The organism is Burkholderia sp. MSMB0856 (assembly GCF_001524645.2).
Lineage (GTDB): Bacteria > Pseudomonadota > Gammaproteobacteria > Burkholderiales > Burkholderiaceae > Burkholderia > Burkholderia diffusa.
Genome location: NZ_CP013427.1, coordinates 577,187 through 603,950, shown reverse-complemented (window position 1 = coordinate 603,950; position 26,764 = coordinate 577,187). Strand labels below are relative to the sequence as shown.

The 26,764-nt window shown below is 67.4% G+C and carries 24 protein-coding genes; 7 read left to right on the top strand and 17 right to left on the bottom strand.

Annotated elements, in window-relative coordinates:
* Positions 1–33: 33 nt before the first annotated feature.
* The 5 genes from leuS to WS87_RS03885 all read right to left on the bottom strand — a co-directional run bounded on the left by leuS (position 34) and on the right by WS87_RS03885 (position 5,740).
* Positions 34–2,628, bottom strand: coding sequence for a leucine--tRNA ligase (leuS, locus tag WS87_RS03905; RefSeq protein ID WP_059820433.1), 2,595 nt, complete (start codon positions 2,626–2,628; stop codon positions 34–36).
* A gap of 279 nt (positions 2,629–2,907) precedes the next feature.
* A complete protein-coding gene (locus WS87_RS03900; RefSeq protein ID WP_059820432.1) occupies positions 2,908–3,363 on the bottom strand; it encodes an ExbD/TolR family protein in 456 nt (151 codons plus the stop codon).
* Between the two features lie 22 nt (positions 3,364–3,385).
* Positions 3,386–4,054, bottom strand: coding sequence for a MotA/TolQ/ExbB proton channel family protein (locus tag WS87_RS03895; protein ID WP_059535286.1), 669 nt, complete (start codon positions 4,052–4,054; stop codon positions 3,386–3,388).
* 19 nt (positions 4,055–4,073) lie between these two features.
* Complete coding sequence (dapB, locus tag WS87_RS03890; protein WP_059535284.1) at positions 4,074–4,871, bottom strand: 4-hydroxy-tetrahydrodipicolinate reductase; 798 nt, start codon at positions 4,869–4,871, stop codon at positions 4,074–4,076.
* A 65-nt stretch (positions 4,872–4,936) separates the two neighbouring features.
* Positions 4,937–5,740 carry an outer membrane protein assembly factor BamE gene (locus WS87_RS03885; protein ID WP_059535282.1) on the bottom strand — a complete coding sequence of 268 codons (804 nt, stop codon included), beginning with the start codon at positions 5,738–5,740 and terminating at the stop codon, positions 4,937–4,939.
* Between the two features lie 142 nt (positions 5,741–5,882).
* On the opposite strand from WS87_RS03885, the gene fur reads away from it, so the two are divergent.
* Positions 5,883–6,311, top strand: a complete 429-nt coding sequence (fur, locus tag WS87_RS03880) for a ferric iron uptake transcriptional regulator (protein ID WP_006753314.1) — start codon at positions 5,883–5,885, stop codon at positions 6,309–6,311.
* A 193-nt stretch (positions 6,312–6,504) separates the two neighbouring features.
* On the opposite strand, the gene WS87_RS03875 is transcribed toward fur, so the two are convergent.
* From WS87_RS03875 to WS87_RS03865, 3 genes are all read right to left on the bottom strand, one after another.
* Positions 6,505–7,029: an ureidoglycolate lyase gene (locus WS87_RS03875; protein WP_059535280.1), complete on the bottom strand. Its 525-nt coding sequence runs from the start codon at positions 7,027–7,029 to the stop codon at positions 6,505–6,507.
* Positions 7,030–7,042: 13 nt separating this feature from the next.
* Entirely contained in the window at positions 7,043–8,050 is a 1,008-nt protein-coding gene (gene alc / locus WS87_RS03870; protein WP_059689080.1) for an allantoicase, read from the bottom strand.
* A 101-nt stretch (positions 8,051–8,151) separates the two neighbouring features.
* On the bottom strand, positions 8,152–9,471 hold the full coding sequence (locus WS87_RS03865) for a C4-dicarboxylate transporter DctA (RefSeq protein ID WP_059535511.1): 1,320 nt from the start codon (positions 9,469–9,471) through the stop codon (positions 8,152–8,154).
* Positions 9,472–9,659: 188 nt separating this feature from the next.
* Here WS87_RS03865 and WS87_RS03860 point away from each other — a divergent pair, with 188 nt between their 5' ends.
* Positions 9,660–10,382 carry a FadR/GntR family transcriptional regulator gene (locus tag WS87_RS03860; protein ID WP_175911119.1) on the top strand — a complete coding sequence of 241 codons (723 nt, stop codon included), beginning with the start codon at positions 9,660–9,662 and terminating at the stop codon, positions 10,380–10,382.
* A gap of 57 nt (positions 10,383–10,439) precedes the next feature.
* Here WS87_RS03860 and cynR read toward each other — a convergent pair whose 3' ends face one another.
* Positions 10,440–11,330, bottom strand: a complete 891-nt coding sequence (cynR, locus tag WS87_RS03855) for a transcriptional regulator CynR (RefSeq protein ID WP_059689081.1) — start codon at positions 11,328–11,330, stop codon at positions 10,440–10,442.
* 280 nt (positions 11,331–11,610) lie between these two features.
* Between cynR and WS87_RS03850 the strand changes: the two genes are divergently transcribed.
* Positions 11,611–12,810, top strand: coding sequence for an MFS transporter (locus tag WS87_RS03850; protein ID WP_059820431.1), 1,200 nt, complete (start codon positions 11,611–11,613; stop codon positions 12,808–12,810).
* Between the two features lie 92 nt (positions 12,811–12,902).
* Here WS87_RS03850 and WS87_RS03845 read toward each other — a convergent pair whose 3' ends face one another.
* Both WS87_RS03845 and WS87_RS03840 read right to left on the bottom strand, forming a co-directional pair.
* On the bottom strand, positions 12,903–13,961 hold the full coding sequence (locus WS87_RS03845) for an L-idonate 5-dehydrogenase (protein ID WP_059820430.1): 1,059 nt from the start codon (positions 13,959–13,961) through the stop codon (positions 12,903–12,905).
* A gap of 9 nt (positions 13,962–13,970) precedes the next feature.
* Complete coding sequence (locus WS87_RS03840) at positions 13,971–14,744, bottom strand: SDR family NAD(P)-dependent oxidoreductase (RefSeq protein ID WP_059820429.1); 774 nt, start codon at positions 14,742–14,744, stop codon at positions 13,971–13,973.
* 146 nt (positions 14,745–14,890) lie between these two features.
* On the opposite strand from WS87_RS03840, the gene WS87_RS03835 reads away from it, so the two are divergent.
* Positions 14,891–15,781, top strand: a complete 891-nt coding sequence (locus tag WS87_RS03835; RefSeq protein ID WP_059820428.1) for a LysR family transcriptional regulator — start codon at positions 14,891–14,893, stop codon at positions 15,779–15,781.
* A gap of 7 nt (positions 15,782–15,788) precedes the next feature.
* Here WS87_RS03835 and WS87_RS03830 read toward each other — a convergent pair whose 3' ends face one another.
* The 3 genes from WS87_RS03830 to tkt form a co-directional block, all read right to left on the bottom strand.
* Positions 15,789–17,009: an ISL3 family transposase gene (locus WS87_RS03830; protein ID WP_059819742.1), complete on the bottom strand. Its 1,221-nt coding sequence runs from the start codon at positions 17,007–17,009 to the stop codon at positions 15,789–15,791.
* Positions 17,010–17,171: 162 nt separating this feature from the next.
* Positions 17,172–18,182 (bottom strand): type I glyceraldehyde-3-phosphate dehydrogenase, encoded by a 1,011-nt coding sequence (gene gap / locus WS87_RS03820; protein ID WP_006476940.1) that lies wholly within the window; start codon positions 18,180–18,182, stop codon positions 17,172–17,174.
* An 86-nt stretch (positions 18,183–18,268) separates the two neighbouring features.
* Positions 18,269–20,341, bottom strand: a complete 2,073-nt coding sequence (gene tkt / locus WS87_RS03815) for a transketolase (protein WP_059689086.1) — start codon at positions 20,339–20,341, stop codon at positions 18,269–18,271.
* A gap of 216 nt (positions 20,342–20,557) precedes the next feature.
* Between tkt and speE the strand changes: the two genes are divergently transcribed.
* The 3 genes from speE (at position 20,558) to WS87_RS03800 (ending at position 22,824) form a co-directional block, all read left to right on the top strand.
* Positions 20,558–21,415 carry a polyamine aminopropyltransferase gene (gene speE / locus WS87_RS03810; protein WP_059820725.1) on the top strand — a complete coding sequence of 286 codons (858 nt, stop codon included), beginning with the start codon at positions 20,558–20,560 and terminating at the stop codon, positions 21,413–21,415.
* Between the two features lie 207 nt (positions 21,416–21,622).
* A complete protein-coding gene (locus WS87_RS03805; protein WP_059535265.1) occupies positions 21,623–22,039 on the top strand; it encodes a VOC family protein in 417 nt (138 codons plus the stop codon).
* A 17-nt stretch (positions 22,040–22,056) separates the two neighbouring features.
* On the top strand, positions 22,057–22,824 hold the full coding sequence (locus tag WS87_RS03800; RefSeq protein WP_059689088.1) for a 16S rRNA (uracil(1498)-N(3))-methyltransferase: 768 nt from the start codon (positions 22,057–22,059) through the stop codon (positions 22,822–22,824).
* Positions 22,825–22,963: 139 nt separating this feature from the next.
* On the opposite strand, the gene WS87_RS03795 is transcribed toward WS87_RS03800, so the two are convergent.
* From WS87_RS03795 to WS87_RS03785, 3 genes are all read right to left on the bottom strand, one after another.
* Positions 22,964–23,527: a barstar family protein gene (locus tag WS87_RS03795; protein ID WP_059820729.1), complete on the bottom strand. Its 564-nt coding sequence runs from the start codon at positions 23,525–23,527 to the stop codon at positions 22,964–22,966.
* Between the two features lie 16 nt (positions 23,528–23,543).
* On the bottom strand, positions 23,544–23,975 hold the full coding sequence (locus tag WS87_RS03790; RefSeq protein WP_059820724.1) for a ribonuclease: 432 nt from the start codon (positions 23,973–23,975) through the stop codon (positions 23,544–23,546).
* Between the two features lie 379 nt (positions 23,976–24,354).
* Complete coding sequence (locus tag WS87_RS03785) at positions 24,355–26,697, bottom strand: NADP-dependent malic enzyme (RefSeq protein ID WP_269467394.1); 2,343 nt, start codon at positions 26,695–26,697, stop codon at positions 24,355–24,357.
* Positions 26,698–26,764 lie beyond the last annotated feature (67 nt).

The following is a 26,764-nucleotide window of genomic DNA, read 5'->3' as shown; positions in this document are numbered from 1 at the left end:
CTCCTTCTGTGTACGCCCGACGGCCTGCGGCCGTCAGACGACGATGTTCACGAGGCGGCCCGGCACGACGACGATCTTCTTCGCCGGCTTGCCGTCGCTGAACTTCGCGAATGCTTCGTCGGCCACCGCCGCGGCTTCGATCGCCTCGCGGCTCGCGTCCTTCGCCACCTTCAGCGCGCCGCGCACCTTGCCGTTCACCTGCAGCACGAGTTCGATCTCGGCCTGCTCGAGCGCGGCCTCGTCGACCTTCGGCCACGGGGCGTCCAGCAGCGGGCCGAATTCGTCCGCGTAGCCGAGCGCCTTCCACAGCTCGAACGTCACGTGCGGCACGACAGGGTACAGCACGCGCAGCAGCACGCCGTACGTCTCGCGCAGCACGCCGGGCGTCGCGCCCTTCGCGCCGTCGATCGCGTTCAGCATCTTCATTGCGGCCGACACGACCGTGTTGTACTGCAAACGCTGGTAGTCGAAATCAGCCTGCTTCAGCACGCTGTAGATCTCGCGGCGCAGTGCCTTGTCGGCGTCGCCGAGCGCGGCCGCGTCGAAGCCCGCGCGCGCGGCGAGCGCTTCGCGGTTCGTCGCGCCGAAGCTCCACACGCGACGCAGGAAGCGGCTCGCGCCTTCGACGCCCGCGCCCGACCACTCGAGCTGCTGCTCGGGCGGTGCGGCGAACATCGTGAACAGGCGCGCGGTATCGGCGCCGTACTGGTCGATCAGCACCTGCGGATCGACGCCGTTGTTCTTCGACTTCGACATCTTCTCGATGCCGCCGAGCACCACCGGCTGGCCGTCGGTGTTCAGCGTCGCGCCGACCGGGCGACCCTTGTCGTCGTGCGTGACCGTCACGTCGGCCGGGTTGTACCAGGTCTTCTTGCCCGATGCATCCTCGCGGTAGAACGTCTCGTTCAGCACCATGCCCTGCGTCAGCAGGTTCTTCGCCGGCTCGCCGAACTTCACGAGGCCGAGGTCACGCATCACCTTGGTCCAGAAGCGCGAATACAGCAGGTGCAGGATCGCGTGCTCGATGCCGCCGATGTACTGATCCATCGGCATCCAGTAATCGGTGCGCGCGTCGACCATCGTCTCGGCGTCCGGCGCCGTGTAGCGCGAGAAGTACCACGACGAATCGACGAACGTGTCCATCGTGTCGGTCTCGCGCTTCGCGGCCGCGCCGCACTTCGGGCACGTGCAGTTCAGGAACGCTTCCGACTTCGCGAGCGGGTTGCCCGAGCCGTCCGGCACGAGGTCTTCCGGCAGCACGACCGGCAGGTCCTGCTCCGGCACCGGCACGTCGCCGCACGACGGGCAGTGGATGATCGGGATAGGCGTGCCCCAGTAGCGCTGGCGCGACACGCCCCAGTCACGCAGGCGCCACGTGACCTGCTTGTCGCCGAAGCCGCCGGCCTTCAGGTCGGCCGCGATCGCATCGACCGCCGCGCCGTATGCCATGCCGTCGTACTTGCCGCTGTTGACGCAGACCGCGACTTCCTTGTCGCCGTACCACTCCTGCCATGCGTCCAGCGAGTACGTCTGGCCTTCGGCCGCGATCACCTGCTTGATCGGCAGGTCGTATTTCTTCGCGAACGCGAAGTCGCGCTCGTCGTGCGCCGGCACGCCCATCACCGCGCCTTCGCCATAGCTCATCAGCACGTAGTTGCCGATCCACACCTCGACCGGCTCGCCCGTCAGCGGATGCGATACCGTGAAGCCCGTCGCGACGCCCTTCTTCTCCATCGTCGCGACATCGGCCTCGGCGACGCCGCCGCGCTTGCATTCGTCGATGAACGCCTGCAGTTCCGGCTTGCCCTGCGCAAGGCGCGTGGCGAGCGGGTGCTCGGCCGCGATCGCGCAGAACGTGACGCCCATGATCGTGTCGGCACGCGTCGTGAACACGCGCAGGAGCGCCTTCTCGCCGTCGAGTTCGTACGGGAAGCCGAAGTTCACGCCGAAGCTCTTGCCGATCCAGTTCTGCTGCATGATCTTCACGCGCTCGGGCCAGCCGAGGCCGTCGAGGTCGTTCAGCAGCTCGTCCGCGTACTGCGTGATGCGCAGGTAGTACATCGGGATCTCGCGCTTCTCGACGAGCGCGCCCGAGCGCCAGCCGCGGCCGTCGATCACCTGCTCGTTCGCGAGCACGGTCTGGTCGACCGGGTCCCAGTTCACGGTGCCCGTCTTCTTGTACGCGATGCCCTTCTCGAGCATCTTCAGGAACAGCCACTGGTTCCACTTGTAGTAGTCGGGCTTGCACGTCGCGATCTCGCGCGACCAGTCGATCGCGAGGCCCATCGACTGCATCTGGCCCTTCATGTAGTCGATGTTGTCGTAGGTCCACTTCGCGGGCGGCACGCCGTTCGCCATCGCGGCGTTCTCGGCCGGCATCCCGAACGCGTCCCAGCCCATCGGCATCAGCGTGTTGTAGCCGTTCATCCGCAGATAGCGGTACATCACGTCGTTGATCGTGTAGTTGCGCACGTGACCCATGTGCAGCTTGCCGGACGGGTACGGCAGCATCGACACGCAGTAGAACTTCGGCTTCTGCGAATCTTCCTTCGTCTTGTAGGCATCGGCTGCGCGCCAGTCGCCCTGAGCGGCGGCTTCGACGTCGGCGGGTACGTATCTCTCGTGCATGGTGTGGTTCGGACTAGGCTTTAAGCGGCGCGCCACGGGGCGGGCACGCGGAAGTGGACGAAATCGGGCAGCCCGGCGGCGGGAGCAGGCTCACGGTTCTCGGGCCTGCCTCATGGTTCCGGATATTCGCCGGGTAACCCGGAGGGTCTCCAGGTTACCCGGCGAAACCCTGCCAACCGGGCGGAAACGACGATTATACCGTCCGTGGCGGGCGGGACGGCCGGTCTCGCGGGCCGGCCATGCATTCTTGCCCGCCCGGCCGCGCGGGCGGCCTGCGCGTCAGCGTGCCGCGCCCGCGGCAGCCGGCGCGGCGGTGCCCGCCGGCGGCATGTCGGTGACGAAGCCGATCCGCGTGAGGCCCGCGGCCTGCGCGGCGCCCATCACCTGCGCGATCACGTCGTAGCGGGTCGCGCGCGATGCGCGCAGCCGCAGCTCGGGCGGCGCAGCGCCCGTGGCGGCGGCCCGGAAGCGCGCCGGCAGCGCGTCGAGTGCGACGGGCGCGTCGTCCCAGTAAAGTTTGCCGGCGTCGTCGATCGACAGCGTGACCGACTGCGGCGTGTCGCGCGCAACGCTGGCCGCGACCTTCGGCAGGTCGAGCCGGATCGCGTGCGTCATCAGCGGCGCGGTGATGATGAAGATAACGAGCAGCACGAGCATCACGTCGATCAGCGGCGTCATGTTGATCTCCGCCATCGGCGCGGACGTCTTGTGATGCTCCAGTCCGCCGAATGCCATGATCGTTCCTCCCGGCCGCGCGTCAGGCGCCCTGCGCGCACACGAATACGTGCAGGTCGCGCGCGAAGCCGTCGAGTTCCTCTGCGAGCTGGCGCACGAGCCGCCCGAGGATGTTGTAGGCGAGCACTGCGGGGATCGCGACGACGAGCCCGAACGCGGTCATGATCAGCGCCTCGCCGACCGGCCCCGCGACGTTCTCGATCTGCGCCTGTCCGCTCGCGGCGATGCTGCCGAGCGCGTGGTAGATGCCCCAGACGGTGCCGAGCAGCCCGACGAACGGCGCGGTGCTGCCGATCGATGCGAGCAGCACCTGACCGAACTCGAGACGCCGCTGCGAGCGCAGCATCGCGTGACGCAGCGCGCGCAGTACGCGTTCGCTGCGCTCGACACGCGCGGCGAGCGCGGCCGGATCGTGTTCGTCGGCCGCATCGCGCGCGGCTTCGGCGAGCGGTACGAACACGCGCTCGCGATCGGCATCGGCGAGCGCGGCGATGCCGGCGTCGAGCGACGCCGCCCGCCAGAACGAGGCGAGCGCCCGTGGCCCCTGCCGCTTCGCGCGGACCAGCAGCCAGGCTTTCATGAGGAGGAAGCACCAGCTGGCGACGGACATCGCCAGCAGCACATAGGCGACGGCGTGCGTGATCGCATCGCCGCTTTCGAGGTAGTGGACAACGCCGGTGGGAATCGCCATCGGAGTTTCCCCGTGAGGGTCAGCGCAGGCCGAGCACGTCCTGCATGTCGAACAGGCCGGCGCCGCGCGCCGACAGGAAGCGGACCGCACGCAGCGCGCCCTGCGCGTACGACACGCGGCTCGACGACTTGTGCGTGATCTCGATCCGTTCGCCGATCCCGGCGAACAGCACGGTGTGATCGCCGACGATGTCGCCGCCGCGCACGGCCGCAAAGCCGATCGTCGACGGATCGCGTTCGCCCGTCACGCCGTGGCGGCCGTACACCGCGCATTCGTCGAGCGAGCGCCCGAGCGCGCCGGCAACGGCCTCGCCCATCATCAGCGCGGTGCCCGACGGCGCGTCGACCTTGTGACGATGATGCGCCTCGATGATCTCGATGTCGTAGCCGTGCGAGAAATGCTTCGCCGCGAATTCGAGCAGCTTCAGCGTGACGTTCACGCCGACGCTCATGTTCGCCGCGAACACGATGCCGATCTTGCCTGCCGCGGCCTGCAGCTCCGCCTTCTGCTCGGCGGTGAAGCCGGTCGTGCCGATCACGAGCTTCACGTCGTGGCGCAGCGCGGCCGCGACGTGCGCGATCGTGCCTTCCGGCCGCGTGAAGTCGATCAGGTAGTCGGCCTGTGCGAACACGGCGTCGAGGTCGTCGGTCAGCTTGATCCCGGTTTCCTTGCCGAGGAACGCGCCCGCGTCCTGGCCGAGGAACGGCGAATCGGCGCGGTCGAGCGCGCCGACGAGCTGCGCGTCGGAATCGTTGAGAACGGCTTCGATCAGCATCCGGCCCATACGGCCCGATGCACCGGCAATCGCAATCTTCATGGCTTTCTACACGACAGGTCTAAAGGCGGGCGGCGCATGCCGCCCTGTTTCCGCTCGCCGGCCGCTTACTGCGACTGGGCCGGCGCGGTGAGCGGCTGATTCTGCAGGTTGTCCGAACCCCGCGGGCCGACCGGCGGCGACGCCTCGTTCGACACGTTCGGCTGAGGCGGGCGATGGAACTGGAATTGCGGCTGGATCGCCGGCGCGGCGCCCGGCGGCTGGCCGCCCGGCACCGGCGCGCCACCCGAGGCCTGCGCGGACGGCGTGAAGCGGCGAGCGGTCGTGCCCTGCCCCGACACCTGGTTGGTCGCGCGGTTCGCCGCGCGCGCCGCCTGGGCGTTGGCATCCTGATCGACGACCGCGCCGGAAACCGGCTCGGCGGACGGGCTCGCGGCAGCGGCCGCCTGCGCGGCGCTCGCGGCAGCAGCGGCTTCGGACGCCTTCTTCGCCGCGGCTGCGGCCTTCGCCTTCTTGCCACCGCGATCGCCGTCGATATCGGCCAGCAGGTCGAGTTCGGAAGGCAGGTTCTCGGCGCCCGTCCAGCTCGCGAGGCGATCACCCGCGAACGTCAGCACGAGGTCGCGCTGCTGGACGACGGACGTCGAGCCGCGCTTGAAGTAAAAGAGGTAATCCCAGCGGTCGGCATGGAACATGTCCGACAGCAGCGGCGTGCCGAGCAGCGCGCGGACCTGCTCGCGCGTCATTCCGGCCTGCAGCTGCGCGGCCTTCTCCTGCGACACGAAGTTGCCCTGCACGACAGTGATCCGATAGGGCGTGATGCTTTGCGCGATGCGCTGCGTCACGCTGTCGTACGACGAACAACCAGCCAGCGCGGCAACGGCGGCGGCAGCGATGATGGCACTCCGCATGCGACTCCTCTGAAGGTGCGAAAGAGATTCCGGGAACATTTCCGTCACCGTGCAGGCCCGCGTCGCAGGCCGCGCGTGTTTCTGGAACGGCGAAAAGCCGGTAACATTGAAGCCCTGCATTGTACTCTAGGGATGCCTAGCCATGACCAATCCGACGGATCTCAAGAATATCGGGCTAAAGGCCACCCTACCGCGCCTCAAGATTCTCGAGATCTTCCAGCAAAGCCCGGTGCGTCACCTGACGGCCGAAGACGTCTACCGCAACCTGCTCAACGAGCAGCTCGACATCGGGCTCGCCACCGTTTACCGCGTGCTGACGCAGTTCGAGCAGGCCGGCCTGCTCACGCGCAGCAACTTCGAATCCGGCAAGGCCGTGTTCGAACTGAACGAAGGCTCGCACCACGATCACCTCGTCTGCCTCGATTGCGGCCGCGTCGAGGAATTCTTCGATGCCGAGATCGAAAGCCGCCAGCAGGCGATCGCGAAGGAACGCGGCTTCCGGCTCCAGGAACACTCGCTCGCGATGTACGGCTCCTGCACGACCGAGAACTGCCCGCACCGCAAGCACTGATCCGCACGCTTCACGCCTGCGCCACGGCCCGGCCGGCATCTCGCCGTCCGGGCCGTGTTGTTTTCGGGATCGGAATGGAAAAGGCCCGCACATTGCGTGCGGGCCGGTTCGGGAATGTTTCCGATCGTGAGCGGCGAGCCGTGCCGCCGCCGTGTGGCGCGCGATGCTCGACGCCCGACGCCTTCGTCGTGCGTCAGGCCGCGCTCGCGCACGCCGGCGCGAACTCGAGCGCCCACGCGTCGTCGAGCGGAATCTCGTCGCAGTTCGGCTGCGGGCCGCCACGATCGACGATCACGAAGTCGCTGACCGCGTCGAGCGCGAGCAGCGGATGGTGCCAGACGCCCTTCGCGTAGTTCACGCCCTGCCAGCCTTCGGCGAGAAACGCGCGCATCGCGTCGGGCCGGAACTCGCCGGCCGGCGCGACGACGATCGCGTAGCGCGACACGGCCGCGAGCGGAATGAACGCCTGGCTGCCGTGCGGATGGCGCTCCATCAGCGTGATCGCGACCGGCAGCGCGCGCGGCTGCGCGCGAAACACGCTGACGAGCGGCCGGCCGCCGTCCGCGCAGACGTCGATCGTCGCGAGATCGTGGAAGCGCTCGGTCGTGCCGCCGTTGATCGGGAAGTGCCGCGCGCCTTCGAGCGCGATCACGTCGCCGAACGGCGCGAACGCCTCGCGGGTCAGGCGCTCGACGCGCAGGATGTGTGGTCCGCTCATGCCGATTCCTCCCTCAAGCCGGCTCGCCCCACAGACGCAGGCGCGACACGCCGCCGTCCGGGAAGATGTTGAAGCGCACGTGCGTGACGGGGCCGAGCGCCGCGAGCTGGTCGAACGTATGCACGTGGTCCATCTGCAGCTTCTGCTCGCCGAGCAGTTCGGCCCAGAACATCGCCTGCGTGACGAGCGAATCGTCGGTGCCGCCCGCGACCCGCGCGGCCTGCAGCGAACAGCGGTCGGGGAAGTTGCCCTTGAAGAACGCCGTGTCGACCTCGACGCGCCGGATGATGCCCGGCCGCGCCAGCGCGACGATCGCCCAGTCGTTGCCGGGCTCGCGGCGGCGCCGCGTTTCCCAGCCGTCGCCCATGTTCGCGCCGCGCCCCGGCATCAGCATCTGCGAGGCCGGACCGAAGTGCTGGTTGTTCGCGGCCACCAGGTAGCCGCCGTTCTCGATCGCCGCGAGATCGACGAGCTCGCCGGCCGGCACGTGGCGCCAGTCGCGCTGCGGCTGGCCGTATACGCGCAGCCGCGCGAGCCCGCCGTCCGGATACAGGTTCACGCGCAGGTGCGTGACCGGCTGCGCATCGTCGACGCTCACGTAGTGGTGCGAATTGCCCTGCAGCGTCGTCGCGGGCACGATCGTGCGCCATTCGGCGTCGTCCGGCGGCGTGTCGCCGTCCACCGCGCATGCCTCGATCGACGCGGCCGGCGGGAAGTTGCCGGTGAAGTGGCTCGTATCGAGATCGACGCCGTGAATCACGCCCGGCCGCGCGAGCCGGACCACGCAGAAGTCGTGGCCGGTGGTGCGCTTGCGGCGCGTTTCCCAGCCGTCCATCCACTTGCCGTGGTCGTCGTACTTGCCGGGAATGAAGACGGCCGGCTCGGGATTCAGCATGCGCTCCTTCGGCGCGAAGAATTCGTCGCTGGCGAAGAGCGCCTGCGCGCCCAGGCGCGGGTCGGCGAGGTTCATGTAGCGCCGCGTGAAGGCCGGCGCGTTCGGATCGAGGATGGGGGCTGCCATGTCGTCTCCATTATCTTGATGAGGGCCGGCGCATCGTGGCGCCGGCCGCAGGAAATTCGTTCGCGCGAAGCGGTCGGGGAAGCCGCTTCGCGCGAGGACGCTCAGAGCGCGTGGGCCTGGTCGCCGGCGACCGGTGCGGCGCTGCCCTGCTCGTCGGCCACATAGCGCAGTTCGCGGTTCAGCACGCGCGTCGCGCGGGCCCGGTCGATGTCGTTCTCCCACACGGCGACGACCACCGTCGCGACGCAGTTGCCGATCAGGTTGGTCAGCGCGCGGGCGATGCCGACGAACCAGTCGACCGGCAGGATCAGCACGAGGCCGAGCACCGGAATCGCGGGAATCGCCGACAGCGTCGCCGCAAGGATCACGATCGCCGACCCCGGAATCCCGTGCGCGCCCTTCGACGTGACGAGCGATACCAGCAGCACGACGATCAGGTCATGCGTGGACAGCGGTGTGTTGGTGGCCTGCGCGATGAACAGCACGGCGAGCGTCAGGTAGATCGAAAAGCCGTCGAGGTTGAACGAATAGCCGGTCGGGATCACCAGGCCGACCGTCGAATCCTTGATGCCCATGTATTCGAGCTTGCTCATCACCTGCGGCAGCACCGCGTCCGACGACGCCGTGCCGAGCACGATCGACAGCTCCTCGCGCAGGTAGCGGATCAGCTTGAACACCGAGAAGCCCGCGATGCGCATCACGATGCCGAGCACGACCGTGACGAACACGATGCAGCTCAGGTAGAACACGGCGACGAGGTAGCCGAGCTGCTTGAGCGACGCGACGCCGTACTTGCCGGTCGTGAACGCAATCGCGCCGAGCACGCCGAGCGGCGCGAGCTTGATGATGAAGCCGATGATGCGGAAGAACACGTGCGACAGTTCCTCGATCAGGCTGTTCACGCGCTGCGCCTTGTCACCGAGCAGCGACAGCGCGGAGCCGAACAGCACCGCGAACACGAGGATCTGCAGGATGTCGCCCTTCGCGAACGCGTCGATCGCGGTCTCGGGGATGATCTTCATCAGGTAGCCGGCCGTATCCTTCAGGCTTTCGGCGTTCTTCGCATACGACGAGAGCGAGGCCGCGTCGAGCGAGCGCAGGTCGATGTTCATTCCGACGCCCGGGCGCGTCAGCCACGCGAGGACGAGCCCGATGCCGAGCGCGATCGTCGTCATCACCTCGAAGTAGACGACCGCCTTCAGGCCGACCCGGCCGACCTTCTTCAGGTCGCCCGCATTGGCCATCCCGCTGACCACGACGCAGAACACGATCGGGCCGATGACCATCTTGATGAGCTTCAGGAAGCCGTCGCCGAGCGGTCGCAGCGACTCGGCGAAATGCGGGAAGAACGCGCCGAGCGCGACCCCCAGGATTAATGCGACGACTACCCGGCCAAACAGCGAATTGAGGAATTTCGACACGGCGCTCTCCCGATCCAACGGTTGCAGTTTCGTCTGTTCATACTGGTAAGACCAGTGATGTTATGGTGGATAGTAGGAAGCCGATATAGTCGCGTCAAGGGCGAACAAAATAGGGATTTCCCGCGCATGCGGGGGCGGATCGTGGCTTTCCCGTAGGCCGGTCATGCATCGTGCGCGGGCGGATTACAATGCCGGTCAGACCGGCCATCGTTCACATCATGAAAAACGTTCCGCACACCGTGACCGACGCCGCCATCGCGACGATCCGCGACCGGATCGAGGCAGGCGTGTATCCGGTCGGCAGCCTGCTGCCGGCCCAGCGCCAGCTCTCCGAGGAGCTGGAAATCAGCCGCGCGTCGCTGCGTGAGGCGCTCTCCACGCTCGAGGCGCTCGGGATGCTGCGCATCCGCGCCGGCAAGGGCGTCTATGTCGAAAGCGCCCAGGCGACGGCCGCCCATCCGTGGCAGTTCGCCGAGCAATCGTCGCCGCCCGACACGTACCAGATGCGCTACGCGCTCGAAGGGTTCGCCGCGCGGATGGCCGCGCACGTCGTCACCGACGACGACATCGCATGGTTCGAGGACAACCTCGCCGACCTGCACGTCGCGCTGACCGAAAGCGCACTCGACGAAGCGTCGCGGCTCGACTTCGACTTCCACATGCGGATCATCCATCTCGCGGGCAACGCGGCGATCGAGTCAGTGCTGCGCAGCAGCGCGGACATCATGAAGGAAAGCCAGCGCATGCCGTTCTATCGGCGCGAGCTGCTGCTGTCGACGTGGCACGAGCACCGTGCGATCGTCGACGCGTTGATCGCCCGCGATGCGGCCGCGGCCGGCACGGCGATCGAGACGCACATCGCGAATGCCGCGCAACGCGCGGGCATCTTCTTCCCGACGCCGGGCGCCTGACGCCGCCGTCGGCCGGCGGTCCCGGCCGCCGCGGCAGCCATTCTCCGGTCGTACCGGTCATCCCCCCGAAGGATCGCGATACGCGAGCGCACGCGCGATGAACGCGCGCGCCGCGACACTGCGGTACGCGCCCTTGCGCGTGAGCAGCGCCGCCGTGCGCGACGGCAGCGGCGGATCGAGCGCCAGCGCGCACAGGTCGCCGCTCTCGCGCGCGACCGCGTCCGGCAGCACCGTCGCGAGCCGCCCGCGGCGTACGAGCTCCAGCACTGCGCTGACCGTGTTCGTCTCGATCGCGATCGTCGGCCGCGCGCCCTGTTCGATGAAGTACCGGTCGATGCTTTCCCGCGTCGCGAACGCGCGGCTCAGCAGCACCAGCGGCTCGCCGACGAGCTCGGCCGGGCTCAGCGCGCGCCGGCGGCGGGCAAGGCGGTGCGTGCGGCCCGTCACGAGCGCGAGTGGTTCGTCCCACAGCGGCAGCGCGTCGATGTCCGGCGCGCGCGGCGGCACGAACGCGAAACCCGCATCGAGCCGGTCGTCGGCGAGCAGCGCCTCGATGCGCTCCTGCGGCATCGCGTCGATCGTCAGCGCGACGTTCGGGAAATCCGCATGGAACGCGTCGATCAGCGAGCCGCTCAGGTAGGCCGCGAAGGTCGGCATCATCGCGAGCCGCAGCGAACCGCTGCCGAGATCGGCGACGTCGTGCAGCGCGCGCTGCCCGGCATCGAGCTCGTGCAGCGCCGCGCGCGCGTGACGCGCGTAGACCTCGCCGAATTCGGTGAGCTGCACCGCGCGGCCCGAGCGGTCGAACAGCTGCACGCCGAGCATGTCCTCGAGCTGGCGGACCTGTTGCGACAGCGTCGGCTGCGACACGTGCAGCACATCGGCCGCGCGCGTGAAGCTGCGCTGCTCGGCGACGGCCAGGAAATAGCGAATGTGGCGGAGTAGCATCGTGGGCGATGTATTGGCAACACCAATGGATACCATAAGAATCCAGTCTTGGACGCTATGGTTCGATTTCCGCATCATACGCACATCCGCTCCCGCCCACGGCGCCTGGCCGCCGCACCGGAGCGGCCCACCCGGGCCCGTCCTCCCTTCGCCCGCCGCACGACGCGCCGCCCGGCGCGCATCGGCACATCGTCGATCCGTTGACGTCGGCCCCGATTTCCGCAACCCGCTTCGCCGACGACCCATGCCGCCGGCCGGCGCCGCTGTTTTTTTCGCGACCATGGAACCGCATCACGACAACCATTCTCCCCTGACCCGCGCGATGACGCTGCTGTTCGCCTGCGCGTGCGGCATCGTCATCGGCAACATCTATTACGCGCAGCCGCTGCTCGCAGCGATCGCGCACAGCTTCGGCCGCCCGCCCGCCGAACTCGGCTATCTCGTCACGCTGACCCAGCTCGGCTACGCGGCGAGCCTGCTGCTGATCGTCCCGCTCGGCGACGCGGTCAATCGCCATACGCTGATCGTGCGGCTGCTCGTGCTCAACGTGATCGCGCTGGTCGGCGTCGCGTTCAGCACGAACTTCACGATGTTCGTCGTCGCGAACGTCGCGCTCGGCTTCGTCACGTGCTCGACGCAGTTGCTCGTGCCGTTCGCCGCCTCGCTCGCCGATGCGCGCACGCGCGGCCGCGCGGTCGGCACCGTGATGAGCGGGCTGCTGCTCGGCATCCTGCTCGCGCGCGTCGCGGCCGGCGCAATCGCCGACGAGTTCGGCTGGCGCGCGGTGTACGGAATCGCCGCGGCGATGATCCTCGCGCTGACCGGCGTGCTCGCTGCGAAGCTGCCGAAGGATCGCCGCCACGCGCGGCTCGACTACGCGGCGCTGATGAAGTCGCTCGTCGCACTGGTGCGCGCGCAGCCGCTGATCGCGCTGCGCTCGACCTACGGCGCGCTCGTGTTCGCATGCTTCAGCCTGCTGTGGACCGGCCTCACGTTCCTGTTGAGCCAGCCGCCGTACAGCTATTCCGAAGGGCAGATCGGCCTGTTCGGGATCGTCGGCGCGGTAGGCGCGCTCGCGGCGACGTCGGCCGGCCGCCTCGTTGATCGCGGCCACGGCAACGCGGCGACCGGCCTGTTCGCGGCGGCCGTGCTCGCCTCGTTCGCGCTGATCGCGGCCGGCGCGCATTCGCTCGTCGCGCTGATCGCGGGCATCCTGCTGCTCGACGTGGGCGTGCAGGGCATGCACATCTCGAACCAGAGCGTGATCTACGCGCTCGCCGGCCATGCGCGCAGCCGCGTGACGACGATCTACCTGACGAGCTACTTCGTCGGCGGCGCATTCGGGTCGTTCGCGGCGAGCGTCGCGTACGGCGTCGACGGCTGGCGTGGCGTGTGCATCGCGGGCGCGGCGCTCTCCGGCGTGCTGATCGCCCTGTGGCTCGCGTCGCAGCGCGTCGGCGCGCGGCAAGTCACGCAATAGCCCGCTTTCGCCCCGGCCAATGAAAAAGGCACGCTCCGCAAATCGCGGGCGTGCCTTTTCTGCATGCGCGCCGTCGCGCCATCAGCAGACGATCATGCCCCCTCGTGCGCGAAATCGATCAGCACCTTCATCGCACGCTGCCGGTCACCGGCCAGCTCGAACGCGCGGTTCGCGTCGCGCATCGGGAATACGCCCGTCACGGCCGGGCTCAGGTCGACGCGCCGCGCATTGATCAACTGCACCGCGAGCGCGAATTCCGCATGGAAGCGGAACGAACCGCAGATCGACAGCTCCTTGGCGACCACGACGTTCTGCGGCAGGCTGACGTCGCCACCGAGCCCGAGTTGCACGACGACGCCGCGCGGCCGCATCACGTCGAGGCCGTCGCGCAATGCGCGCGCATTGCCCGAACACTCGATCATCACGTCGAACGTCCCCTTGTCGGCGCCGTAGCGCGCGACCCAGCCGGTGTCCGTCGACGCGTTGATCACGTGATCCGCGCCGAGCGCGCGGGCAACCTCGAGCGGCGCATCGACCACGTCGGTCGCGACGATCTCCGCCGCGCCGTGCACGCGCGCCGCCGCGACCGCCAGCACGCCGATGGGCCCGCACCCCGACACGAGCACGCGGCGGCCGATCAGCGGGCCGGCGCGCGACACAGCATGCAGCCCGACCGCGAACGGCTCGGCGAGCGCCGCGAGCGACAGCGGCACATGGTCCGCCACCTTCACGCACTGCGCGGCATCGCACACGAGCGCGTTGCGAAATGCGCCCTGCACGTGCGGCATGCGCATCGCGCTGCCGTAGAAGCGCATGTCGAGACACTGGTTCGGGAGCCCTTCCAGGCAGTAGCGGCACGCGCCGCATGGGCGGCTCGGATTCACCGCGACGCGATCGCCGACCTTCACCGACGTCACGTCCGGCGCGACCGCCGCCACCGTGCCGGCCACTTCATGGCCCAGCACCATCGGCTGCTGCAGCCGGATCGCGCCGAAGCCGCCATGCCGGAAATAATGGAGATCGGAGCCGCAGATGCCGCCCGTCGCGACATCGACGCGCACCTGGCCCGGGCCGATCTCGCCCGCGTCCTGCTCTTCGAGCCGCAGGTCGTTCGGCCCGTGGATCACGAGACACGTGCAACGCATACGCATGACGTTCTCCTATACCGCGCTGGTCAGGCCGCCGTCGACGAACAGCGTCTGGCCGTTCACGAAATCCGATGCGGCCGACGCCAGGAAGATCGCTGCGCCGCACAGCTCGTCGACGCGCCCCCAGCGGCCGGCCGGCGTGCGCTTGCACAGCCAGTCGGAGAACGCCGCGTCGTCGACCAGCGCACGGTTCAGCTCCGTCTCGAAATAGCCAGGCGCGAGGGCGTTCGCCTGGATGCCGTGACGCGCCCAGTCGGCGCACATCCCTTTCGTCAGCATCCGCACCGCGCCCTTGGTCGCCGCATACGGCGCGATCGTCGGCCGCGCAAGCTCGCTCTGCACCGAGCAGATGTTGATGATCTTGCCGCGGCCGCGCGCGATCATGTGGCGCGCCACCGCCTGCGCGACGTTGAACACGCCGTCGAGATTCACGCGCATCAGCGCATGCCAGTCGTCCGGATCGAATGCATCGAGCGGCGCGCGGCGCTGGATGCCCGCGTTGTTCACGAGGATGTCGATCGCGCCGACGCGTGCCTCGAAATCGTCGATCGCCGCACGCACCTGCGCGTGCTCGGCGACGTCGAATACCGCGTGATCGGCCGCGAAACCTTCATCGCGGAAATGGTGCGCGAGCGTCGCGGCCTTCTCCTCATTGCGATCGTTGATCACGATCGCAGCACCGGCCTCCGCGAGCCCGCGGGCGAGCGTCAACCCGATCCCACGTCCGGAACCGGTGATCAGTGCGCGGCGGCCGTCCAGGCGGAACCGGTCAAGCGCGTTGCTCATGCGTGTCTCCTCGTGCCATCGAGCCGACCGCCGGTCGCGGCCGGTCTCGCGATGAGCGTATCTTCGGCGCTCCGCCGGAGTCGCGCCAATGGTCTTTTTTGATCCGGTTATCATGAAATCCGATCACCGTCCGCCGCCCGCCCACCATGGAACTCAAGCAATTGCGCGCCTTCGTCACGCTCGCGGAAGAGCTGCATTTCGGGCGCGCCGCGCAGCGCCTGTTCATCGTGCAATCCGCGCTGAGCATGCAGATCAAGGCGCTCGAGGAAGATCTGGGCGCACGCCTGTTCGAGCGCGACCGCCACAAGGTCGAGCTCAGCGATACCGGACGCGTGTTCCTGCCCGAGGCGCGGGCGACGCTGCAGCAGGCCACGCGTGCGGAGCAGATGGCGCGGCTGTCGAGCCGCGGCGAGATCGGCACCCTGCGCATCGCGTTCGTGTCGTCGGTGCTGCCGGCGTTGCTGCCGGCCGTGCTGCGCACGATGCGCGAGCGCTATCCGCTGATCGCGCTCGAACTGAAGGATCTGCCGACACCCGACCAGATTGCCGCGCTGCGCGACCGGCGCATCGATTTCGGAATGATCCGGCTGCCGGCCGCGTATGCGGGCATCGACACGCGCGTGGTGCTCGAGGAGGGCTTCGTCGTCGCGCTGCCGATCGACCATCCGCTCGCCGCGCACGAGACGATCGCACCGGCCGCGTTGCGCGGCCAGCCCGCGTTCGTGCTCGCGCGCCGCTACGCGCCCGGCTTTCACGACGACATGCTGCTCGCGCTGAGCCGCGCGGGCACGACGCTCGAGATCGCGCAGGAATTCGGCGAATTCACGACGATGCTCGCGCTCGTCGCGGCCGGGATGGGGATCGGGCTGATCCCGGCAGAAGCCGCGAGCGCGCTGCCGCCGAACGTGCTCGCGCGGCCGCTCGACCTGGCCGGGCACCGGACCGGCATCGGCCTCGCGTGGACCGACCTCGACAGCCCGCTCAAGCGCGCGTTCGTCGACGCGCTCGAACACGTGACGGCGAACGCCGGGCAATAAAAAAGGTTCATCGAGGATTACCGGGGAACGCGGCGCGGATTTTGAGGAAGAAGTATTCCTCGTCGCGGTACCCGTAGGCCCGACGCTTGATGACCTTGATGGTGTTGTTGATGCCTTCGACGACGCTGGTATTGAGCGGATGGCGGCAGCGGGCGAGGATTCCGTGCCAGTAACCCTGCAGGCGTTGCGCGAACAGTTGTAGCGCGGCAATCCCGCTTTGCCGGGCTTGCTCGATCCAGTGTTCCCAGGCCTTTTCCGCCCAGGCAGGCTTTCGGTAGAACCAGAGCTGTTTGAGTTCGTCGCGTAGCACGTAGACGCACAGCAGCGGCTGATTGGCAGCCAGCAATTCCTTCAGATGCACGGACTGCTCGGGCTTCAGGTTGTGGCGGTTGCGCAGCAGTAGCCAGCGACTGGATTTCAATGCCTTGCGGGCCGGCCGGTCATGGCGTAACTGATTGGCCTGATCCACTCGCACCCGATCGATCACCTCGCGCCCGTACTTGGCCACGACGTGGAACAGGTCGTAGACCACCTCGGCCTGCGGACACTGCGCCTTGATTTCCAGCTCGTAGGCCGTGGTCATGTCGATCGCGACTGCTTCGATGCGCTCGGCGACACCCTCAGGAAGCTGCTCGAAGAAGGCGCGGGCCGTCTCGCGTGAGCGTCCCGATCCAATCCAGAGCACCTGCCGGCCGATCGGATCGACCACCACCGTGGCATATCGATGGCCTTTATGGAGTGCAAACTCGTCCATCGCAAGATAACGGATCGTCGACCAGTCCGGCTCAGCCACACGCGCTTGCAAGCGCATCTTGTCAATCGATTTGACCGTGTGCCAGCCCAGATCGTAGAAGGCCGCCACTGCCTGCACGCTGGCTGCTTGCAGCAGTTTCTCGCAGGCCTTGGCAAATCGCTCCGTCACTCGCTGGTAACGGCCCAGCCACGCCAGTTTCTCCAGTCGTGGACCGCCGCAGCGTTCGCACCAGACCCGGCGGCGGGGGACGTGCAGCACTACTCGGTATTCGAACAGCGGCAGATCGCGCACGCGGCGAACTATCGTCTCGTGGATTTGATTGCACCGTGCACCGCATTGCTCGCAGTACATCACCTTGCTGACCGGCTTCAAATGCAGCGATAGCGTGCGCTCTTCTCCTTGCGGCCATTCCACACGCTCCAACCGATAGCCGGTCCAGCAGCCCAATGCCTGAAGTGCCTTTCTATCGAGCAATTGCCCCCTCCGACATCCTTAGAATCAGGTGTCAGATTATGCAATCGCTCGAAAACCCTCCACGGTTTTCTGCGATGAACCATAAAAAAGCCCGGCCGGAAAAACCGGGCCGGGCTCGTTCGCGACGCAGACCGCCTTGCGGCGGCCGCGCGACGTGCGGGATTACTTCGCGTTCGCGAATGCGATTGCCGTATCCAGCATGCGGTTCGAGAAACCCCACTCGTTGTCGTACCAGCTCGACACCTTGACGAGGCGGCCCGACACCTTGGTCAGCGTCGCGTCGAACGTCGACGAAGCCGGGTTGTGGTTGAAGTCGATCGACACCAGCGGTGCGTCGTTGTAGCCGAGGATGCCCTTCAGCGCGCCTTCCGATGCTTCCTTCATGATCGCGTTGACTTCCTCGACCGTCGTGTCGCGCTTCGCGATGAACGACAGGTCGACGATCGACACGTTGATCGTCGGGACGCGGATCGCGTAACCGTCGAGCTTGCCGTTCAGTTCCGGCAGCACGAGGCCGACGGCCGATGCAGCACCCGTCTTCGTCGGGATCTGGCTGTGGGTGGCCGAACGCGCGCGGCGCAGGTCTTCGTGGTAGACGTCCGTCAGCACCTGGTCGTTCGTGTACGCGTGGATCGTCGTCATCAGGCCGGTTTCCAGGCCGATCTTGTCGTTCAGCGGCTTGACGAGCGGCGCGAGGCAGTTCGTCGTGCACGATGCGTTCGAAATGACGGTGTGCTCGGCCTTCAGCACGTCGTGGTTCACGCCGTAGACGATCGTCGCGTCGACGTCCTTGCCGCCCGGCGCCGAGATGATCACCTTCTTCGCGCCGCCCTTCAGGTGCGCGCTCGCCTTTTCCTTCGTCGTGAAGAAGCCCGTGCATTCCATCACGACGTCGACGCCCAGCTCGCCCCACGGCAGTTCCGCCGGGTTGCGGTTGGCCAGCACGCGGATCTTGTCGCCGTTCACGACGAGGTAGTCGCCGTCGACCGACACTTCGCCCGGGAACTTGCCGTGCGCGGTGTCGTACTGGGTCAGGTGCGCGTTGGTCTTCGCATCGCCCAGGTCGTTGATCGCGACGATCTCGAGATCGTGCTTCTTGCCGTTTTCATAAAACGCGCGCAGCGTATTGCGGCCGATACGGCCGTAGCCGTTGATTGCGACGCGAATCGTCATGGTCTATCTCCTGATGGCTGAAAAAATTCGTTTCGTGCAGCTTCACGGTGCGACGCGCGCGGGGGTGACGCGCGTCGCGAATGCTTTTAGGCCAGCACGGCCTTCGCGGTCTCGACGACGTGCTCGACGGTGAAGCCGAAGTACTTGAACAGCACGCCGGCCGGGGCCGATTCGCCGAACGTGTCGATCCCGACGACGCCGCCTTCGAGGCCGACGTACTTGTGCCAGAACGCGGTCACGCCCGCTTCGATCGCGACGCGGCGCACGCCGTGCGGCAGCACGCGTTCACGGTATTCGGCGTCCTGGCGGTCGAACACGTTGGTCGACGGCATCGACACGACGCGGGCCGCGATGCCCTGCTGCGCGAGCGGCTCGACGGCCTTCATCGCGAGTTCGACTTCCGAGCCCGTCGCGATCAGGATGATCTTGCGCGCGACGATCTCTTCGTCCCAGTCCTTCAGCACGTAGCCGCCCTTCTCGATGTTCGCGATCTGCGCGTCGGTGCGCGGGTTGAACGCGAGGTTCTGGCGGCTGAAGATCAGGCTCGACGGACGGTCTGCGGCAACCGCGTGGGTCCATGCGACGGCCGTCTCGACCGTGTCGGCCGGACGCCATACGTCGTGGTTCGGGATCAGGCGCAGGCTCGACACGTGCTCGATCGACTGGTGCGTCGGGCCGTCTTCGCCGAGGCCGATCGAATCGTGCGTGAACACGAAGATCGACGGGACCTTCATCAGCGACGCGACGCGCAGCGCGTTGCGGCTGTAGTCGGAGAACGTCAGGAAGGTGCCGCCGAACGGCTTGTGGCCGCCGTGCAGCGCGAGGCCGTTGATCGCGGCGCTCATGCCGAATTCGCGCACGCCGTAGTTGATGTGGTTGCCGAGCAGCACGCCCGCGCCTTCCGGATTCGCGCGGACCGCCTTCGATGCCTTCCAGTTGGTCAGGTTCGAGCCGGTCAGGTCGGCCGAGCCGCCGAGCAGTTCCGGCAGTGCGGCAGCCAGCCCTTCGATCGCCTGCTGCGATGCCTTGCGGGTCGCGACCGTCTCGGCGCGCTCGTTCGCGCCGGCGATGATCGCCGCGGCCTTCTCGGCCCAGTCGGCCGGCAGCTTGTTGGCCATCCGGCGCTCGAATTCAGCGGCTTCCGCCGGGAACTTCGCGCGATATTGCGCGAACGATGCGTCCCACTCGGATTCGGCACGCTTGCCGGCTTCCTTCGCGTCCCACGCCGCATAGACTTCCTGCGGGATCACGAACGGTTCCCACTTCCAGCCGAGCGCTGCGCGCGTCTTCGCGATTTCTTCCGCGCCGAGCGCCGCGCCGTGCACGTCGTGGCCGCCGGCCTTGGTCGCCGCGCCCTTGCCGATCACCGTCTTGCAGCAGATCAGCGTCGGCTTGTCCGACAGCTTCGCCTTCGCGATCGCCGCGTCGACCGCGTCGACGTCATGGCCGTTCACGTTCGGAATCACGTTCCAGCCGTAGGCTTCGAAGCGCTTCGGGGTGTCGTCGTGGAACCAGTTGACGACGTCGCCGTCGATCGAGATGCCGTTGTCGTCGTACAGCGCGATCAGCTTGTTCAGCTTCAGCGTGCCCGCGAGCGAGCAGGCTTCGTGCGAGATGCCTTCCATCAGGCAGCCGTCGCCGAGGAACACGTACGTGTGGTGATCGACGATCTTCGCGCCGTCACGGTTGAACTCGTCGGCCATCAACGCTTCGCCGAGTGCCATGCCGACTGCGTTCGCGAGACCCTGGCCGAGCGGGCCGGTGGTCGTCTCGACGCCCGGCGTGATGCCGTATTCGGGGTGGCCCGGCGTCTTCGAGTGCAGTTGGCGGAAGTTCTTCAGCTCTTCCATCGGCAGGTCGTAGCCGGTCAGGTGCAGCAGCGAGTACAGCAGCATCGAGCCATGGCCGTTCGACAGCACGAAGCGGTCGCGGTCTGCCCAGTGCGGGTTCGTCGGGTTGTGCTTCAGGTGGCGCGACCAGAGCGCAACGCCGATTTCGGCCATGCCCATCGGCATGCCGGGGTGGCCGGAGTTCGCTTGCTGGACGGCGTCCATCGCGAGCGCACGGATCGCGTTGGCCATCAGGGTAGTGGAGGCGGGAGACGAAGTCGTCATGTCGAGTCCGGAGAACGAGTCGAGGAAACGGGGGCACGGCGGCATCCGGAAGCTCGAGCGTCAATCGTTCCCAGCGCGCGGTGCGGCGCCTGACGGACGCGAAGCGGACGGAGCCTACGGACGGGGTTGCAAAGCTCGACATTTTAACAGATGGGCTGACATTTCCCTTGTCGGCGCGCGGTGTTCCGGCACGCTTTTCCGCGGAACCGCATGCCTCCTATAATTCAGGCGTCGGAACTGCCCGCCCCGAGCGGCCCGCCCGTGAACACGACCCTTCTCTTCCATCCCACGCCCGACGCCGCGTACGGCTTCCCGAACGCACGCCGGCTCGCGCACGTCGCGTCGCCGCACCAGCACATCGAAGTCTGGGAAACCCCGCAGCTCGGCCGCCTGTTCACGCTGGACGGACGGCCGATGACGTCGGTCGGCGACGAATACGTGTACCACGAGTGCATGACGCACCCGGCCGCGCTCACGCATCCGTGCCCGCGCAAGGCGCTCGTGCTCGGCGGCGGCGACGGCGGCGCGGCGCGCCAGCTGCTCAAGCACGCGTGCATCGAGCGGATCGTCGTCGCCGAACTCGACGATGAAGTGGTCGGCATGGCGCGCCGCTATCTCGACGACGTGCACCAGGGCGCGCTCGACGACCCGCGCGTCGAGGTCGTGATCGGCGACGCCGCGCAGTTCGTCACGTCGACCGTCGAGCATTTCGATCTCGTCGTGTTCGACCTCACGCCGCCGGATTCGCCGGCGGCCGGCCTCTATACGCGCGAGTTCTACGCGCGACTCAAGCGGATCCTCACGCCGTGCGGCGCGATCTCGCTGCATCTCGGCTCGCCGGTGTTCCACGCGGCGCGCATCGCCGCGCTGCTCGCCGACCTGCGCGCGAGCTTCGCGTTCGTCGATCCGTTGTCCGCGCACGTGCCGCTGTACGGATCCCAATGGCTGATGGCGATCGCGAGCGACACGCTCGATGCCGCCGCGCTGTTCGCGCACGACATCGACGAGCGTCTCTCCGCGCGCCGCGTGCAGGGCTTGCGCCACTACGATGCGCGGCTCCATGCGGCCCTCTTTGCCCTGCCGCGCGCGCTGCGCGATACACTGGGCGTTCGTCGCTGAGCGTCCCGGGCGGACGCATCGTTCTGCGGGTTGGCCGCGCGTTCTGCCGCGCTCGACCCGCGACGCCCGCGCCCGGAACGATGCACGCGGCCCGCCGGCATGTCCGCGGAACCGCACCGGGCGCCCGCGCGCCAATATCCGTTGGACTGCCAAGCATGGGACCGGAGTAACCGCTCAAGCGCCAACACCGTTCGACAGGAGATTTTCATGACCGATCCACGTCCGGCCAACGTGCCTTGGTTGACGCCTTACCTGGCCGTGCGCAATGCGCATGCGGCCATCGAGTTCTTCCAGGCCGCGTTCGGCTTCGAGTTGCGTGACGTCCTCGACGAGGACGGCGCGATCATGCACGTCGAGATGACCTACCGCGGGCAACTGATCGTGATGTTCGCGCCAGAAGGCGCGTTCGGCTCCACCGCGCTCACACCGAAGAGTGCGGGCGCAACCGCCCCGCAATCGTTCTATTTGTATGTCGACGACGTCGACGCGACCTGGCAGCGCGCGCTCGACGCGGGCGCAAAATCGCTGACCGCGCCGCAAGACCAGTTCTGGGGCGACCGCTTCGCGCAGATCGAGGATCTCGATGGCTACCGCTGGGCGCTCGCGCGCCGTCTGAGCGCATGAACGGAGCCGCGATACGCATGAGTGAAGCCACCACCACCGCGGCCGTGCCGCGCTTTTTCATCGAGGCGGCGCTGCGCACCGACGCGACGCTCGCATTGCCGGCCGACGTCGCGCGTCACGCGCAAGTGCTGCGGCTGCAGCCCGGCGACGCGCTGGCGCTGTTCGACGGCAGTGGCGGCCAGTACCGCGCGCGGCTCGTCGAGATCGACAAGCGCAGCGCGCTCGCGCAGATCGAGGCGTTCGACCCGGCCGAGGCCGAGCCCCCTTATCGCGTGACGCTCGCGCAAGGCATCGCCGGCGGCGACAAGATGGATTGGGTGATCGAGAAGGCCGTCGAGCTCGGCGTCGCGGCGGTCGTGCCGCTGTCGACCGCGCGCGGCGTCGTGAAACTGTCCGGCGAGCGCGCGGACAAGCGCGTCGCGCACTGGCGCGGCGTCGTGCGCGCGTCGTGCGAACAATGCGGGCGCAACCGCGTGCCCGACGTCGCGCCGGTACGCGGCTTCGGCGCCTGGCTCGATGGGCTGCCGGCCGCGCCGGCTGACGGCGAGCTGCGGCTGCTGCTGTCGCCGCGCGCGAGCATCCCGTTCGCGTCGCTGCCCGACGCGCCGCCCGCGGCGGCCGTCACGCTGCTGATCGGCCCCGAAGGCGGGCTGTCGCCGGACGAGGAAAACGCGGCTCGCGCACGCGGGTTCACCGCGTTGTCGCTCGGCCCGCGCGTGCTGCGCACGGAGACGGCCGGCGCGGCTGTGCTCGCGGCGCTGGCCGCGCGCTGGGGCGGCTGGTGACGAGCCCGACGTGTCGCGACACGCGGCGCGCCGGCTCGCGGGGTCGCCGCGCGAATGCGACGCGCGGACGCAAAAAAGCCCGCGAGAGGCGGGCCTTTTGCCGGATCGGCCGCGTTCGGGCGGCCGACGGGTTCGCGCTTTACGCGAACGAATAGAACACGCGGAACGCGACCTTGCGCTCGGCCCAGAATTCGGCGGCTTCGCGGAACACGTCGAGCAGCGTTTCGCGCCCTTCCTTGTCGAATTTCTGCGCGATCGGCAGCCCTTCGAGGACGATCACGAAACCGGGCTGCGCGCCGGCCTTCGCGACCAGGTCGGTCAGGCAGTCGTACAGCGCATCGTAGTTCTTCCCGAAATGTTTCGGAAACAGGAACGACGTCGCGATCGTCTCCATCACTTCCTGCTTCGACTGCGCGGCGCCGCAATACGCGTACAGGAAATGCTGGCCGAGCCGGTTGGCTTCGTCGGCGAGATCCTGCACGCGGAACGCGCGGATCGACTGCACGAGATTGGGTCGCACGGTCGTGAAAAGGCTCATAGGCTCCTCGTTCGATGAAAGCCCGGGCTCGGCTTCCTGTTGCTCCGGCGCGCCGCCGGCCTGTGCCGCCGCGTGGAGTTGCATCACGCGCTGAAACAGATTGCCGTCGCCGGCCGCGAACAGTTCCGCCGCCGCCGTATCGTGCGCGTAGATGGAGTCGCTCATTCCGTTCATCCCGAAGTCATTCAACAATACGTTTAAAACTGTTGTAGTGGTCGTCTGTGTAATAACAGTTGTCGATCCGGCGCAATGGCCCGCCGCAGACGATCCGGCGCGCGCCGCGATTGCGTGCGCGCGGCGTCGGCACCGTGTACTCGTGGTAGTAGCCGCGCTTCGCCTTCGGCAGGATCCGCTCGCGGTTGCCGAAGACGACGCCGTCTTTCTCGTACGGATAGGGGCCACCGGCGCCGATCAGGCCAAGCGTGGTCACGGCCTCGCGCGGCAGACAGGCGGTCGGGATCGTATCGACCCCGCCGACGGCCAAGTCGGCCGACGCGGCCTGCCGTGCGTAAGCGGCGGAAACCAGACTGCCCGTCGGTGTACCGACGATACCCATCGCGAACATCGCGAAGACGGACGCGAGCGCGCCGTTGCGGAGCCACTTGCGTGCCATGAACCAGGGTTCCCGCTGTTAAATCAAGTAGTTGACGACCAACCAAAGGCGTTAGCGTAGCGCTATTGTCCGCGCGAATCAATGTTCGTTTGGGAATCGAAAGGCTGGCCCCGCCCGGAATCGCGCATTTTTTACCGAAACAAGACTACATTTATCTTACATGAGATAGAATATTGGCGGCATCTCTCGTATGGCAAGACTTTGCCTCCTTGCCACGCTCGCTGCCTGGAGTGGAGAGATGTTGCTGCTGCTTATGGGAAGCGCGTTTGCGCCCTGCCCGACGGCGTGCCCATTGCGGGCGCGCCTCTTTTTGCTTTTGTTTACAATTTCGCCCGACGCGCGGCACCGGTTCGACCGTTGCCGCGCGGTTCTTTCCGACTCAGCGGGCGGCGTTCACGTCGGCGACCAGCAGCGCCGCCATGTTGACGATGCGGCGAACGGTCGCCGATTCGGTCAGCACGTGCACCGGCTGGGCCGCGCCGAGCAGGATCGGCCCGATCGCGATGTTGTTGCCGGCCGCCGTCTTCAGCAGGTTGTACGCGATGTTCGCGGCATCGATGTTCGGCAGGATCAGCAGGTTCGCGTCGCCTTCCAGCGTCGATTCCGGCAGGATTTCCTTGCGCAGCGCGGCGTCGAGCGCGACGTCGCCGTGCATTTCGCCGTCGACCTTCAATTCCGGCGCACGTTCCTGCAGGATCGCGAGCGTATCGCGCATCTTCTGCGCCGAAGGCGCGTTGCTCGTGCCGAAATTCGAGTGCGACAGCAGCGCGACCTTCGGCTCGATACCGAACCGGCGCACTTCTTCCGCGGCCATGATCGTGATCTCGGCAAGTTGCTCGGGGGTCGGATCGACGTTCACATGCGTATCGACCAGGAAGATCTGGCGGCCCGGCAGCACGAGGCCGTTCATCGCCGCGTACACGCTGCAGCCCGGGCGCTTGCCGATCACCTGGTCGATGAAGTGCAGGTGGCGGTGCGTGGTGCTGATCGTGCCGCAGATCATCCCGTCCGCTTCGCCCTTCTTCACCAGCATCGAGCCGATCAGCGTCGTGCGACGGCGCATCTCCACACGGGCCAGCTGCTCGCTGATGCCCTTGCGCGCCATCATCTTGTAGTACGTCTGCCAGAAATCGCGGTAGCGCTCGTCGTGCTCGGTGTTGACGACCGTGAAGTCGGTGCCCGGCGTGAGACGCAGGCCGTAGCGCTGGATACGGTGCTCGATCACCGACGGACGGCCGATCAGGATCGGCTTGGCAAGCTTCTCGTCGACGATGATCTGCACGGCGCGCAGCACGCGCTCTTCCTCGCCTTCCGCGAACACGACGCGCTTCTTCTCCGCCGGCGCGCTGCGCGCGAGCTGGAAGATCGGCTTCATCGTCGTGCCGCTGTGGTACACGAACTGCTGGAGGTGAACGCGGTACGCCTCCATGTCCTCGATCGGGCGTGTCGCGACGCCGCCGTCCATCGCGGCCTGCGCGACGGCCGGCGCGATCTTGACGATCAGGCGCGGATCGAACGGCTTCGGAATCAGGTATTCGGGCCCGAACGACAGGTCCTGGATCCCGTATGCGGTCGCGACGATGTCGCTCTGCTCGTGCTGAGCCAGTTCGGCGATCGCGTTGACGGCCGCGATCTCCATTTCACGCGTGATCGTCGTCGCGCCGACGTCGAGCGCGCCGCGGAAGATGAACGGGAAGCACAGGACGTTGTTGACCTGGTTCGGATAGTCGGTGCGGCCGGTTGCGAGAATCGCGTCGGGGCGCACTTCGAGCGCCGCTTCCGGCAGGATTTCCGGCGTCGGGTTCGCGAGCGCGAGGATCAGCGGACGCTCGGCCATGCCCTTCACCATCTCCGGCTTCAGCACGCCGGCGGCCGACAGGCCGAGGAAGATGTCCGCGCCGTCGATCACCTCGGCCAGCGTGCGGGCTTCGGTTTCGCGGGCGAAACGCTCCTTGTCCGGATCCATCAGCTCGGTGCGGCCCTTGTAGACCACGCCGGCCAGGTCGGTCACCGTGATGTTCTCGAGCGGCAGGCCGATGTCGACCAGCAGGTCCAGGCACGCGAGCGCGGCCGCACCCGCGCCGGACGCGACGAGCTTCACCTTCTTGATGTCCTTGCCGACGACCTTCAGGCCGTTCGTGACGGCCGCGGCCACGACGATCGCGGTGCCGTGCTGGTCGTCGTGGAACACCGGGATCTTCATCCGCTTGCGCGCTTCGCGCTCGACGATGAAGCAGTCCGGCGCTTTGATGTCTTCCAGGTTGATCCCGCCGAAGGTCGGCTCCAGCGCGGCGATCACGTCGACCAGCTTGTGCGGGTCCGACTCGTTCAGCTCGATGTCGAACACGTCGATGCCGGCAAACTTCTTGAACAGTACGGCCTTGCCTTCCATCACCGGCTTCGACGCGAGCGGGCCGATGTTGCCGAGCCCGAGCACCGCCGTGCCGTTCGTGACGACGCCGACCAGGTTGCTGCGCGCCGTGAAGCGCGCGGCGTTCAGCGGGTTCTCGACGATCTCCTCGCACGCATACGCGACGCCCGGCGAATACGCGAGCGCGAGGTCGCGCTGGTTGATCATCTGCTTGGTCGGGGCGATCGCGATTTTCCCCGGGGTCGGGAATTCGTGATAGTCGAGAGCGGCTTCGCGGAGCTTGGCTTTGGAGGAGGCTTGGGTCGACATGTGTCTCTTGACGTGCGGATTAGAATAACTGTTCGACGGCATTGTAGCGCCAATCGAAGGCCGCCAGACCGGCGATTCGAGTGCAACAGCCGCGACAAAAATGTACTGA

Coding starts and splice junctions, on each gene's coding strand:
- leuS (WP_059820433.1), bottom strand. CDS start 2,628: ATGCACGAGAGATACGTACCCGCCGACGTCGAAGCCGCCGCTCAGGGC.
- WS87_RS03900 (WP_059820432.1), bottom strand. CDS start 3,363: ATGGCATTCGGCGGACTGGAGCATCACAAGACGTCCGCGCCGATGGCG.
- WS87_RS03895 (WP_059535286.1), bottom strand. CDS start 4,054: ATGGCGATTCCCACCGGCGTTGTCCACTACCTCGAAAGCGGCGATGCG.
- dapB (WP_059535284.1), bottom strand. CDS start 4,871: ATGAAGATTGCGATTGCCGGTGCATCGGGCCGTATGGGCCGGATGCTG.
- WS87_RS03885 (WP_059535282.1), bottom strand. CDS start 5,740: ATGCGGAGTGCCATCATCGCTGCCGCCGCCGTTGCCGCGCTGGCTGGT.
- fur (WP_006753314.1), top strand. CDS start 5,883: ATGACCAATCCGACGGATCTCAAGAATATCGGGCTAAAGGCCACCCTA.
- WS87_RS03875 (WP_059535280.1), bottom strand. CDS start 7,029: ATGAGCGGACCACACATCCTGCGCGTCGAGCGCCTGACCCGCGAGGCG.
- alc (WP_059689080.1), bottom strand. CDS start 8,050: ATGGCAGCCCCCATCCTCGATCCGAACGCGCCGGCCTTCACGCGGCGC.
- WS87_RS03860 (WP_175911119.1), top strand. CDS start 9,660: ATGCCGGTCAGACCGGCCATCGTTCACATCATGAAAAACGTTCCGCAC.
- cynR (WP_059689081.1), bottom strand. CDS start 11,330: ATGCTACTCCGCCACATTCGCTATTTCCTGGCCGTCGCCGAGCAGCGC.
- WS87_RS03850 (WP_059820431.1), top strand. CDS start 11,611: ATGGAACCGCATCACGACAACCATTCTCCCCTGACCCGCGCGATGACG.
- WS87_RS03845 (WP_059820430.1), bottom strand. CDS start 13,961: ATGCGTATGCGTTGCACGTGTCTCGTGATCCACGGGCCGAACGACCTG.
- WS87_RS03840 (WP_059820429.1), bottom strand. CDS start 14,744: ATGAGCAACGCGCTTGACCGGTTCCGCCTGGACGGCCGCCGCGCACTG.
- WS87_RS03835 (WP_059820428.1), top strand. CDS start 14,891: ATGGAACTCAAGCAATTGCGCGCCTTCGTCACGCTCGCGGAAGAGCTG.
- gap (WP_006476940.1), bottom strand. CDS start 18,182: ATGACGATTCGCGTCGCAATCAACGGCTACGGCCGTATCGGCCGCAAT.
- tkt (WP_059689086.1), bottom strand. CDS start 20,341: ATGCCGCCGTGCCCCCGTTTCCTCGACTCGTTCTCCGGACTCGACATG.
- WS87_RS03805 (WP_059535265.1), top strand. CDS start 21,623: ATGACCGATCCACGTCCGGCCAACGTGCCTTGGTTGACGCCTTACCTG.
- WS87_RS03800 (WP_059689088.1), top strand. CDS start 22,057: ATGAGTGAAGCCACCACCACCGCGGCCGTGCCGCGCTTTTTCATCGAG.
- WS87_RS03795 (WP_059820729.1), bottom strand. CDS start 23,527: ATGAGCGACTCCATCTACGCGCACGATACGGCGGCGGCGGAACTGTTC.
- WS87_RS03790 (WP_059820724.1), bottom strand. CDS start 23,975: ATGGCACGCAAGTGGCTCCGCAACGGCGCGCTCGCGTCCGTCTTCGCG.
- WS87_RS03785 (WP_269467394.1), bottom strand. CDS start 26,697: ATGCCGTCGAACAGTTATTCTAATCCGCACGTCAAGAGACACATGTCG.